The organism is Nostoc sp. DSM 114167 (genome assembly GCF_052692655.1).
This window is the reverse complement of record NZ_CP195116.1, coordinates 1,213,999-1,227,576: the sequence shown is the minus strand read 5'-3', so window position 1 is coordinate 1,227,576 and position 13,578 is coordinate 1,213,999. Positions and strand designations below refer to the sequence as shown.

The following is a 13,578-nucleotide window of genomic DNA, read 5'->3' as shown; positions in this document are numbered from 1 at the left end:
ACTAAGGCTAGAGTTACTAACCGTTAACGATTGAGTTTTTGCAACATACCCTATTTTTTCCCTATGATGATTCATGGTTTCGGTTTTCTCAGTTTGAGCGCATCTCTTGTACTTCCCTGGGCATTAACAGGTCTGGTTCAAGGACAGAGAATAACAGAGTCTTTTTTTAAAGATGTTCCTCAGCCATCCACTATTCAGGAAACACCACTACCTAACCGCAAGCTGATCAGTGGTATTTCAACTGAGACAACATACTATGTTAGTGGTAACGGAAACGATAGAAATAGCGGACTCTCTACCTCATCTGCTTTTAGGACACTTCAAAGGGCAGCAAACCTGACTAATCCTGGCGACACGGTACTTATTATGAACGGGCAATACAAGAATGGGCCCAAAAACGGTGCTGTACTAAGTATTAAACGTTCTGGAACTGCAAATGCATGGATTAAATTTGAAGCATATCCTGGGCATTCTCCAAAAATTCAGCACAATACATGGAATGGGATCTCGATTTCAAATGGAGCTTCATACATCGAGATTAACGGGCTGGAGGTTATAGGGAACAATGCTAATATCACCCGTGATTATGCGTTAAGTCAGAAATATAACACATCAAATCCGCTTACTAGCGGAAATTGCATAAGCATTGAGGGAGGAAATAAAGGCCGTTCCCATCACATAAATATTCTAAACAACAAAGTGCATGATTGTGGAGGAGCAGGTATCTCAGCAATCCAAGCTGATTATGTGAAAGTGGATAATAACACTGTATACAATAACGCTTGGTACACAGTTCATGGTTGCAGTGGCATTTCCATGCTTAATAATTGGAGTTCTGACAATAACAAGGGATACAAGATATTTGTGACCAATAACAGAAGCTACAACAATCGAATGTACGTTCCTTGGATTGGTTCCGGAACGATTTCAGACGGTAATGGTATTATTGTTGATGTTTCAAAAGGATATAGAGGACGGATTTTAATTGCGAACAATCTCACCTACAATAATGGCGGTTCAGGTATTCATTCCCATGAGAGTCAGCATATCGATATTATCAACAATACGGCATATTTGAATCAGCAAAGTCCAGAAGTTCAAAAAAAGGGAAAAGGCGAAATTTATGCGGGTTATTCGTCTGATGTCAAAATTTTCAATAACATTATGTATGCTTCCCCTGGTAATGCTGTGAATAGCAATATGAAAAATGTCAACGTCAGTTATGACTACAATGTTTATCGCAATAATTCGACGATCAAGATTACAGGACCTAACGATATGATTGCAGATCCACAGTTTGTTAATGCCTCGGCTCGTGACTTTAGATTGAAATCAACAAGTCCGGCTATTAATAGTGGTTTAAAATGGAGTAGTTTGAAAACCGATTTTCTAGGCAATTCTCGTGTGTCCGGTTATGCACCTGATAGAGGAGCATACGAAAATCGGTAGCAGTTAAAAGTATGGCATTGGGTTGTAGGATAAAGTTCTTATTGATATATAGGTTTTGTCTACAACCCAATTGGAGAAGGCCAGCAAGAGCCACAAAGCAAAACAGTGAAGATATCTCTTATCCGATCTAGGAGCGCTATATCAATAATTCTTAGTCCGGTTAATTACTTATTATTTAAAACTTATAGCGTCTTTACCTCAGTCTTTATTAATAAATATTTATCCGGACTTGATGTAACTCCTAAAATAATTTTTTAGAAGCTTTATTTCTTCGCTAGTCCCTTAAGCTCTTTTTTCAACTCTCTTGGGTTAAAGTATTCGTGAGAATGATATCGATAACTACTAGATTCATTTTTATCAATGACTCCATTGACTACTAAACCTAGAACGTTGTAATTGGATCTCTCTAATATCTCTTGAGCAGCATTAGCACTATTGGAATCAATTACTCCGGGTCGAGCTACTAACAAAATACCATCAGTCATTTGGCTTAAAGTCAAAGCATCGGCTGCCAAAAGCAGTGGAGGAGCGTCAATAATTACAAAGTCATACTTATACTGGGATGAGAAACTCTCAATGAGTGATGCCATCCGTTTTGAGTCAAGCAAAGCAAGTGGGTTGGGAGGCCTAACTCCAGCAGTTAAAACATCAAGGTTGTCCATTACCTTAGATACAGCAATGTTAAATTCAGCCTGACCTACGAGAACCTCACTCAAACCAACCTCATTGGTTAATTGCCAAAGATGATGTTGAGAAGGAACTCGCATATCTGCATCTATTAATAAAACTTGACGTCCTAGTTGAGCGATCGCTGCTGCCAAATTAGCTGAAACTGTAGACTTGCCTTCTTTAGGAATTGCACTAGTTATCACAATGGTTTTAAGCAATTTATCTGAACTTAAGAATTTCAGATTTGCTTGAATCATCCGATACATTTCACTCGTTAAAGAGTGGGGAGTATCTCTGACGGCAACTGTTTGAGACGTTGATTCTGCATTTGAATCACGGGAACGAAGCTTTTTAACAGACAAAGGAACAATTCCTAGTAAAGTATATCCAAATACATCTCTAATTTCTTTAAGTGTTTTTAGAGATCTATCTCTCATCGCGAGAAAAAGTACAGTTGTGGTAGCAAAAAACAAACCGAACATGACTCCTAGCACCAAAACAATTATTTTTTTGGTTAATGTAGGATCTTCAGGCACTAAAGCCTGAGCAATAATTCGGGAACTAGGGGTATTTGTATTTTCAACTAACTGTAATTCTTGAACCTTTTTCAATAGAGTTTGATAGGTCGATTCTGCAACTTCAACTTTCCGTTCTAACTCCCGCTGGTTTTGTGCCAACTGGGGTATGAGTTTCACCCGCTGTTCATAGCTGGCACGAGAATTATATAAGGACGAGAGTCTTTGAGTTAAGCCAAAACGTTGTATTTCTGATTGCAGAAAGTTTTGTATCAGGCTTTGTCTGAGTTCTCCAATCTGCAATAGGTTCTGGGGAACTTGTGTTTGATTGCCAATAGTCTGACCAACTTGCTGTTGCAAGAGAGATTTTAAATTCGCTTTTTTTGCTTCTAGGTTAATAATTATAGGGTTGTCATCTAGAAAACGGCTGCGCTCAACTGCCAACTGCCGATCGGTCTCTTGAAGTTGTGTAAGAATTCCCTGTACTGCTGGTGACTGACTAAGGGCACTCACAGCGATCGCTTCCTGAGAATTTAGCTCTACTTTCTGCCGTAGTTGATTGGTTTGGGCATTTACCTCATCCAGTTGAGCCTTGACAGTATTCATCTCATTGTCTAGATTTCCAATAGTCGCAACAGCTGACCTTGTCTCCTCTGATAAATCTGCAATCTGATGCTTTTGTTTAAATATACGTAGCGCTACTTCTGCATTATTAACAGCAGCTTGAGTTGTAGGAAGTTGCTTGGCCATAAACTGACGAGTTGCTCCTGCCTCAGAGCGATTTGTCAGAATATCATTTTCTAAATAAAACCTCATAATTGTGTTGACTACTGCCGCTGCTTCTTCAGGATCGTGACTTTTATAAGTAATACGCAATACATCTGTCCCACCAATAATTTTTAGGTTCAGGGCTTTTAGTAGTGCTTTCACCTCCAAAGGTTTACCTTCGTTGTCTTTGAGTTGTAGTTTGTCTATTGTCCGTTGTAATAAAGCTGGGGAAGAAATAACTTCTATCTGACTGCTTATGGGATTTTGAGTTGCTACCAATGGTTTCAAATCTCCTGAGTCTCCTCCTTCAGAGGCAGTAGGGGAAAGATTATTGCCTGCTACTTTAAAACTGGGAACTCTGAATAACAGTTTTCCTTCTGCTTCATAGTCTGGCTTCAGAAATTGTGTAGATATAGCACTCAGAATAACTGTCGCCACAAATATACTGAAAGCAGGCAACCACCAGCGTTTCAATATCAATAAGTAACGATTAAGGTCTAAATCAATAGATTCTCTAGATTCCATAGATTTTTCTGACATAAATCTTCCAAAGTACAGGTCTTAAGCAAGAAACTCAAAATTGACTTATAACAGTCACAAACCAGTGCAATTGACAATACCGATTATGTATAATTTTACAATATAAAATATACTATAGACGAATACGGTTCAGTTAAAGCTTTACTCTTTATCGAAATCCTTTTTTTAACGAAACCGCCAAAGACGCAAGAAGTGTTTAAATGAAATGTATTATAGTATATTTTTAAGTAAAAATTTAGTCTCCATTGAGTGCAAATGTGTAACGGTGCTGGTACCTTTATTGAGCAAAACTTTTGTTACTTTTGGGATTTCAGGTGAGTTAACTACGTTCTAACTATAACTGCCTTACCATAAATCAACCCTTTAGTAACAGGAGGTTCAATTAAAAATTTTTTCTGCATTAGCCATCAACCACTAATATTCATTCAAATTTATTTCTGGATTATCAAAGACTTGATTTTTTCCTTGAATATTATACGGCTAGATTCCTTGTCATATGAAATATCTTAGCTAAAGCAAAAATTTCAAAGTCAAGTAAAAAATTCTTTATTTTGTCATTTTGTAATTTTTGATCGCAAACATCTACTTATTACTCAACTTACTTACTACTTAATATAGTAATTCTGAAAGTTGAAGTAGCTACCTACTTTGCCAAACTTTATCGTAAGCATCTAACAGTTTTGGAGCTTGATATTGCCATTCAAGAATTTCCTCCATTCTGCGTCGGCCCTCGGCTCCGATCTTTTGTCTACGTTCAGGAGAATCTAGAAGTTCCAAAATTTTCTCGGCAAATTCTACTTCGTCATTAGGCTTTGCATAAAGAGACGCTTCTTGTGCAGAACGTCTTCCCTCTCGCAAATCAAACTGGACAATTGCTTTTCCCATTGCCATATATTCAAGGATTTTATTCATAGTGCAGTTTTCGTTATAAGCAGATGTTGGAGAAGGTTCTACACACACGTCGCAGCTGGAAAGCCGCTCTAAAAGTTCTTCACCTTGCTTAAACCCTGTAAATTCTACAAACTCATTCACTTTTAACTCTTTGGATAAGTCCTTGAGCTTTTCTGCCATAGGGCCACTACCAATTAGCATAAAGTGAATATCAGAGCGATTTTTTTTGTGGACAATGTAATATACCATTCTTAATAGATAATCAATACCCTCTGGTTCTCCCATGACACCCATGTAACCTATCAAGTAGTTTCTACCTCTGCGGTAATTGGGGTTTGGAGGCATTCGGCGAAAGCGCGAAAGATCCGGCGCACTACGAACTACAAATACGTTCTCTGGTTTCTTGTGCCCACGCTTAAGAGCTACCTCTCGGTGTGACTCGTTCGTTGAAATTACCATGTCTGCTGTGGCATAGGTTAAGCGTTCAGCCCACCGTAATCCATAATAAAAAATATCGCGCCGACGATATTTAGCTTCATACATTTCTGGACTGAGGTCATGATGATCGAAGATAATAGATATACCATGAAATAATTTAAACCATACTGCTACCAAGAAAAGTAAATCGGGCGGATTACAAATATGTATGACATCAAAACCACGCTCTCGCCATACCCTTTGAGCTAGACGGAATTGCCAGTTAATTGCCCAACTGTATTCTCGAAGATAGCCAATGACAGAACTTTCTTCCGGTGGTAGGGGATGACGGTAAATGTGAATCTGCTCAATAATTTCGTAATCTTTTTCAAAGCCATTACCCGTAGGCGAAATTACACTAACTTCATACCCAGCTTTTTGTAAAGTAGTTGCTTCCATCCATACCCGTCTATCAAAGGGGACTGGGAGATTTTCAACAATAATTAGTACTTTTTTCGGTGATGCCATAATAATTTCAATTTTTAATTAGTTTAGTAAGTAATTATTCACTTACTCGGAAAAATGGTTGAAACCCTGAATTTATGAGTATAGGCAGGGTAAATGTGAAACGCTACTTTAGTAAAACACTCAGTTGTCAAGTCTAAAATATACCTTATTTCTGGAACTTATATTCATAACTTGGCGAAACTGGCTTAAGTAATAAATATGCATATACACATGATGACAGCTATCAGTTTTGCTGTTATTAGCTGGTTACAAGTATATTGATTAATCATCTGACTTTTTACATTTTGACTGAGAGAGATGCCGCCACATACAGTATCCAAGTCAAACTATTTGATTCCATTAAGTTAGACTCAGTGAGGCTAGATAAAAGTATATATGTCATGTGTATAAGTGGCCAAATATCAAATGCTGTTTTGCTACTACGTACCCAAGCAAATCCTTGCAGATAATTGCGCCAAAATCCAAAAAAGAAGATTGCTAAGCCCAAAAGACCCAAATCTAGGCAAAGAGCCAGATATCCATTGTGGGGGTGGCTTGGCGTCCATGCAGCTGCAAGCCAAATATCGGCAGATTCGCCATTCCATCCTTGCCAGAATCCACCATAACCGTAACCAAGCCAAGGATGTTTCCAAATCTTATCAATTACTAATGGCCACAACTCTGTTCTACCCGTTAGCGTCGCATCTTTACCAATTGCATTGAACAGGACATTCGCATTACTAGACAACCAAAAATATAAGCTTTGGCTGATAGTAGCTATCATTATTAGGGTTGGTACCATGAATTGGTAAGACCAACGCCAAATTTGAAAAGCAAAAAATGTCAATATTATGATTAATAGGTTAACTAAAGATGAACCGGAAGCAGAAAGCCGTAAGAGTAGTAGTGACAAGCCAAACCCTGCCCAGAAAAGCCAACTACGTCTTTGAATTTGATAACCAAGTATAAAAAAAGTCATACTACTTGTTACCATTCTTGCTCCCAGACCGTTTTTGTGTGTGAATACTCCACGCCACTTTGAACCATCCAAATCGCTCTGTATTCCGTATTTAGGCAAAGCTATGGCAAAAACAAAACTGAGTATTATAATAATTGCAAAGTTCCAAGCGAGTAAATGTAACTGCTGTTTTAAGCTATATCGCGAAGCAAAATATAGTCCAAATAAACTGGAATTAATCAGGGAAAAACTATTTTTTAATGTTGTTGAGGGTTCAAAAGACCAAATAATAGAAACAGCTGACAATAAAATTAAAGAATAAAGCCAAAAGTCTTTCCTAAGGAAATAAAGAGTTTTCTTCCAACGTAAAACTAGTAGTACTAAGGTAACTAGGTAGATGAAAGAATAAATAATCCGAATCACAGAGCTATCATATTCTACTAAATCACCCTGTCCTGCTCCTCCTGACAGTACAACAACAAAAACTGCCCCTGAATACATCAGCAAGCTCATAATTGTGAATACCTGTTCAAAAATTAGTATTTTTTTCATAATAAATTAACTAATATTTATTTATTTTGCATATTCAGTTCTTTATAATAAACTTGGACTGTTTGAGCGGCAATATTTGACCAATTTAAATCTTCCTGACAGCGAGCTAATGCTGCAGTTTGCATACGTTGTTGCAAATCGCGATCGCTTAACAAATAAATAATAGCATCAGCTAAAGATTGAACATCACGAGGTGGAACTAACAACCCATCTTTTTTATGCTGAATTATCTCACTTAATCCCCCTACTTCAGAGGCTACAACCAAGGTTCCCATGCCATAAGATAAGGCTGCCACTCCACTTTGAGAGGCTTCTATGTATGGTAGAACTGTTATCGTACTGCGTTGAAATAAATTACTGACTTCTTCAAGGGGGATAAAGTCATTGATAATTTCGTAACGTTTCTCATCATAACCATTAGGGAAATATTGTTTGATATTTTCTCCCCGTCCAGCGATAATCAGTTTGACTTCAGGTATACGTTCAGCAATTAAAGGCATAGCCTGAAGTAAATATTTCAATCCTTTGTATGGCCAGATGCGGCCAAAAAATAGTAACGTATTTGGCTCGCGAGTCTGACTATACTTCGTACCCCGACGCTGATACAAACTACCAAGTTCCCCATGTGGTAAAACATTGACTCGCTCTTGAGGTATATGAAATTGTTCAATTAGAATCTTTTTTAGTTGATGAGTATGGACAATCAATTGTTGGGAACGATAGAAGGCAATACGCCTAGTATACTCTGAACCGAATACAGCCATGCTATCTCCTGGGTGACGGAATATGTCGTGGATAGTTGTCACCAATGGCGGCATTTTGTTGAGTAACAAAGTCCAATCATACCAAGGATCGTTAGTTTCTTGCACATGCAAGATATCCGGCTGTATGTCTTTGATAATACGCATCATCTCGTACATCGACAATAGGTTGCGTGGGTCGCGAATCCGTGGTTTTTTAAAGCTAATTACGCGGATGTTAGGATCGAGAACATTGCTACAAACATTTGAAACTTTTTCCGGGTGAATTAGCGTTAAATCAACATATTTAACCAGACTGTTTGCTAATTCAATGGTGTAATCTTCAAAGCTAAAATGTAATAAAGCAACTTTAATCATAATTAAAATTACATCCTTCCTCTTAGATTATTTATTTCATCAGTTTTTATAAGTTTATTTTATGAGTTAATAATAATTTATTTGAAACTAATTACTGAGACCTTAACAATTTAAACCATAAAAACCGAAACCCTCCAAATGCACGAATACCTAAATAAATCACAAATAAAGTATAAACACAAGTTGCAATAATTAGAGTTAATATAAAGTTTAAACTAAGTTTTTGTAAAAATATTAATATAGGTAGCATCACAATAGTTATTATTAATGGTCGGCGTACAATTCGCCATAAATTTAATGAAAATAGGCGAGTATAGGTGAAATAAATATACTGGCTAAAACCAGAAATAGTCATCAATAATGCCATTAAAGCTGCACCTAGTAACTGATAGCGCGAAACTAATACCACACCTCCTAAGCTCCCTAATGTACTAGTAATAACTACTTCACGTAAGTTCACTATCTCGAAACCATTGGCTACCAGTAAATAAGTCAGTGAGCGTGTAAACGGCAAAAAAATCAGTGACGCGGCGCTGATCGTAAGAGCTATATTTGCTTCAGCAAAGCTAGCATTATAGAGAAAAACTAATAAATCTTTGCCAAATAATAATATCCCAAGAAACAAGGGCAGTGCGATGATGAGTAAGATTTCGATAATATTTTCAGCTATCTGCTTCTGCTTTTCTCTTCCTAGTTCTACTGCTTTTGAAAGCCTTGGAAATATTGCTAAACTCATACTGTTAGCAATAATCATAAAGGGTTGTAATAATTGTGTTATTCCGCCAAATAAACCTACTAAAAACTCATTTCCTAATAATGAAAGGATCAGTATTTGAATTCTGCCAATTACTACAGCTATTGCTTCAATAGCAAAAAATGTGCGCGCATTTTTGATTGTATTTAAGACAAAATCCCTATCAATTTGCCATTTAATTTTTACTAAGCGAGCGATAAAAATCCATTCAATTACCAAAATTAATGTTTCAGAAAAAACTAGGATCGCTCCCAAATATTCAATTCCATATTTTAGTTGCATCGCCCAAATCATGATTATTAGGCGTAAAATATAAACTGGCACTGTAGCGATCGCAATCAGATGCATCTTTTCTTTCGCTTGAAAAATTGCCTCTGTGATATTAGAAAGCGCAAAGGGGATGATCGTTAAACCCATTATGTAACAAACAATTGAGGTTTTGGTACTATAGGGAAGTAAAAATACTACAATCACCAATGCTCCATAACTGAAAAAACTAAATATTAGCTGTAAGCAAGTACCACTCATTAAATAGACTGATGTTTTTTGTGGTTCACGAGCTAGTTCTCTAGTAAACAATGTTTTTAGCCCTTGTGAAGCAATGCCTACAAAAATAAAATAGTAGCTATATGCTAGTAGATACTGTCCTAAAGCCTCGGCTCCTAGAGTACGAGCAATAGAAGCGGTTAACACAAAGGCTGTAACACTTTGTACTAACCGATTGAGTATCATTGAGAAGGAATTACTTATGAATTTGTACTTTTCTACCATTCTTATAATTCTTAATTCAGCTTAATTCTTTTATTTGGAGTCACCATGATTTTTTCGGATACATCCTTATAGATTTTTCTAGAGTGTTTTCAAGCAAAACAAGTAACTAATTACTCAGTGTAATGTAAAAAAATCTCAATTGAATCCGCCACAAATTAAACTGAAACTGCAATAAATTTATTGATTTATCCGAAAAGGAAATTCTTTAATCATAGCTGCCCAGCTATAGATTTTTCCTCGTTAGTAAGCACCATCTTTTCGCAAAACCACCATAACTGTTTTAAGGAGAATTTCAAAGTCTAACTTAAGTGACCAATTTTCGATATAGTTCATATCGAGATGAATCACTTGTTCAAAATCTAAAATATTTGAGCGACCTGAAACTTGCCAAAGACCGGTAATACCAGGTAATATTTCATGTCGAATAAAATGATGTTCAGAAAACTTTTCAACATCTCTAGTAGGTAAAGGGCGAGGTCCTACTATACTCATTTCTCCAAGGATAACGTTAAAAAGTTGAGGTAATTCGTCTAAACTGTAACGACGGAGAAATTTTCCAACACGGGTAATGCGAGGATCATCTTTAATTTTAAAGATAATCCCATCTTTTGTTTCATTTAATGCTTCTAATTCTTTTTGTAACTTTTCTGCGTCAGACCTCATTGTTCTGAATTTCCATACTTTAAACTGTTGACCATGTAAACCTATACGCGTTTGTTTGTAGAATACTGTACCTGGAGAGTCAAGTTTTATAGCTATAGCTATAGCTATATAAATGGGGAAGAATAACATTACAAATAAAGTCGCAAAACAGAAATCACAGCTACGCTTTATCCAAAAATCCTTACCTGTAATTATCGGACAATCCAAACTTAGACAAGGCATTCCCCCTATTTTGTTGAATTGTACGTTTTTATAAATTGGTTTTAATTCCATCGGTAAAATATGTACTTGTATTCCAGATGCTTGAAATAACCAGCACAAAAACATTCTATTTTTTAGCGCATCCCAAGATATAAAAACTTCTGTCACCCCTAGTTGATTAAGCTGAGTCAATGTTTGCTGACGCTGATATCTGTCTAGTGAATTGGCATTCGCAGTTCCAGATATAATGTAATGCTTTTCTTTTTTTATAAAACTCTCAATTTGCTCGCGATCTTGAGGATCGCAAATAATGAAAACAGAAGAACGAACTATTTTTTTTTGCTTGCGTAGATATTCTAGAGTAATATTTACAGCATATCTACCAGTACAAACAAAAAATATACTTAGCAACCAAGGTAATAATATTAAGTTTGGACGTGTTATATCAATAACTGGTTTATACAAAAAGCTAACTAATAGTATTAATCCATGAGCAAAAGTTAGCGATTTGATAATATTGAAATAGTCATAACGTTTTTGACCTTCTCGATAAATACCTTCGACAGCTAGCGATCCTATTTGAATCCCAATAGCTGTTAAAATCGGTAGATAATGACTCGTTGTATACCAACTAAAGTGTCCGTAAGTAGATTGATATGCTGCTAAAACCCAAGCTAGAAATAAAAGAGTACAGTCTACTAAGAATAATGTTGTTAATCTCAACCACCACGAACCCTTACGTACCGTGACAAATGTCGATGCACGTAAATCCAAAGGTACTTCACTGAATTTATTTGTTGTAATGCTTTGATGACTCATAAGTAGGAACACTTGGTGTAGGTAAAATCTGATAGGAGCTTAAATATACAAGACAATTTGGCTATCTCACTATTTTTATTTGCAAAGAAAACTTGACTTTTTAGTCTTGGTCTTAACCATTTTTTTGGGAGTAACTTTAAGTTCTCGATTAAAAATATTCTCTAGGTCGGTTTTAGTACTGTTTTACTACCGAGATACCTTGGTTTAGTTGCAGTATATAATCACATTTTAGTCTGTAAAAATTAATGAAAAAAAGATTTGTTGGTCAATTTAGATTATTAGTAGTTAAACAAAACTGCTGATGTTAAAAATCAAGCAAGTAGGCAAAATAAAAATAAAGTATGATGATTTTTCAGATCGCTAATACATCAGCTTAATTATGGATATCGCAGATATCTTGGAGAGTTTCACTTCTTTCTTCGAGGTATACAATTATTTATATAACCTCAGAAATTACTCTAGCATATTTATTTAGACTAATTCAGCTTTGAATATAAAGTTGTCTTATTATATCTGTTGTTTTTACGCATAATTACTGATTAGAAATTATATTACATAACCTATAACAAAATGCATTAAAAATTTGAATTTTGCAACAAAACTTTACATTGTTGACTTAAGTCAGTTTCAAAAACATTTCTAAATGAAGTCTTAAAAGGGCAGCAACCTTAACGATGAGGCTGTAGTTTAGATTAGAAGACTGATGTTACAAACATAGTTGGGTTTTATAGGGTTGCGTGAATTATCCAAAAAAATAAGATTATGACTTTACATTAAATTTATATAATTCAAGGCAAAATGAAGATTTTGTAAAAACTATCTTTCATCAAGTAGATTTTACTGAGATAGGATAATGTACCTTTATAATTACGTGTAAGTGTTTGTATTTATTCGGTAAAACAGAAATTTAATTTTTGGGATTCAACTGTAAGAATTTCGAGTTTCATTTCAATCAATAAAACACAGGGTGAAAGTATGGTGACTAGTAAATTAGATATAGTAGATCGATTGGGCAGGTTTTTAAACAATAAAAAGTGGCGTTTGTTGACAAATTTGCGTCTAAACAATTTAAAAGTTAATAAAATTTTACGAGCAACAAATGATTCGGAGATAGGCGAAGTAAAAATAGAAATAAGCAATTTATATTTTTCTGAAAAAGATTATAGGGATTTTATAAATTCGGATGTATTAACTAAATATAATCAACTTGATTACATCCATTCCAAGCCACTTGAATATCTAACGACAATGACTCTATTAGATTTGAAAGAAGGTGATGAAATACTAGATGCTGCTGGTGGTGAAAAAGCTGAATATATAAAGGCTTTAATGGCAGTTTCAAAGTTCAAATTGAATGCTTACTGTCAAGACTCCTTATTGGATGGAAAAGTCACAGATGGAATTAAGTACATTGGTGGATCTATTGATGCAATCCCTCTCCCAGATGAATCTTTAGATGGAATTAGCTGTCATCACTCTTTTGAACATTTTCGAGATGATTTGGATATTAAGTTTATTAAAGAGGCAGTACGTTTATTGAAAGCGGGCAGAAAACTTGTCATTGCACCGCTATTTTTAACTAACGAATATGCGGAAATCTGGAACAATAAACGAATTCAGAAGCCCAATGTTGACAAAGCAATCACAATTTTTGACAATACTGCAAGCTTTGCTGGATGGGGTGCATATGAAGGCTTTGCTAGAACTTATAGTCCTGCTGCATTTAAAACAAGAATTATTGATAACTTACCTAGCAACTGCTACGCAAAAATCTACAAGGTTATTGTAGATGGGAAACCTGTGCCAGACCTGCAAAAAAATTATCATCAACCTCTGCTCAATGCTCAAATGAAGGCACTGGTAATAGTCAAAAACTAAAGAGCAACTTTTTAGTTTGATAAGTTTTATAGCTATTTGCAATTATTTGGAGTAAAAATAATTAGTAGGGGCGCACAACATATCTGTGTGCTCCTAGTGTTTGTATCA

8 protein-coding genes are annotated in these 13,578 nt (G+C 35.7%); 2 read left to right on the top strand and 6 right to left on the bottom strand.

The window, feature by feature from the left end; translation table 11 throughout:
* Nucleotides 1-63: 63 nt before the first annotated feature.
* Complete coding sequence (locus NSTC731_RS05060) at nucleotides 64-1,449, top strand: choice-of-anchor Q domain-containing protein (RefSeq protein WP_445629887.1); 1,386 nt, start codon at nucleotides 64-66, stop codon at nucleotides 1,447-1,449.
* 263 nt (nucleotides 1,450-1,712) lie between these two features.
* Here NSTC731_RS05060 and NSTC731_RS05055 read toward each other — a convergent pair whose 3' ends face one another.
* From NSTC731_RS05055 to NSTC731_RS05030, 6 genes are all read right to left on the bottom strand, one after another.
* The gene (locus tag NSTC731_RS05055) at nucleotides 1,713-3,941 is read right to left on the bottom strand and encodes a GumC family protein (protein WP_445629886.1); all 2,229 of its coding nucleotides are present in this window, start codon (nucleotides 3,939-3,941) and stop codon (nucleotides 1,713-1,715) included.
* Between the two features lie 639 nt (nucleotides 3,942-4,580).
* Nucleotides 4,581-5,777, bottom strand: coding sequence for a glycosyltransferase family 4 protein (locus NSTC731_RS05050; RefSeq protein ID WP_445629885.1), 1,197 nt, complete (start codon nucleotides 5,775-5,777; stop codon nucleotides 4,581-4,583).
* Between the two features lie 277 nt (nucleotides 5,778-6,054).
* Entirely contained in the window at nucleotides 6,055-7,266 is a 1,212-nt protein-coding gene (locus NSTC731_RS05045) for an O-antigen ligase family protein (protein WP_445629884.1), read from the bottom strand.
* A gap of 17 nt (nucleotides 7,267-7,283) precedes the next feature.
* Complete coding sequence (locus NSTC731_RS05040) at nucleotides 7,284-8,384, bottom strand: glycosyltransferase family 4 protein (protein WP_445629883.1); 1,101 nt, start codon at nucleotides 8,382-8,384, stop codon at nucleotides 7,284-7,286.
* A 91-nt stretch (nucleotides 8,385-8,475) separates the two neighbouring features.
* Nucleotides 8,476-9,909, bottom strand: coding sequence for an oligosaccharide flippase family protein (locus tag NSTC731_RS05035; RefSeq protein ID WP_445629882.1), 1,434 nt, complete (start codon nucleotides 9,907-9,909; stop codon nucleotides 8,476-8,478).
* Between the two features lie 240 nt (nucleotides 9,910-10,149).
* Nucleotides 10,150-11,592, bottom strand: a complete 1,443-nt coding sequence (locus NSTC731_RS05030; protein ID WP_445629881.1) for a sugar transferase — start codon at nucleotides 11,590-11,592, stop codon at nucleotides 10,150-10,152.
* 975 nt (nucleotides 11,593-12,567) lie between these two features.
* Here NSTC731_RS05030 and NSTC731_RS05025 point away from each other — a divergent pair.
* Nucleotides 12,568-13,470 (top strand): methyltransferase domain-containing protein, encoded by a 903-nt coding sequence (locus NSTC731_RS05025; protein WP_445629880.1) that lies wholly within the window; start codon nucleotides 12,568-12,570, stop codon nucleotides 13,468-13,470.
* Nucleotides 13,471-13,578: the final 108 nt, after the last annotated feature.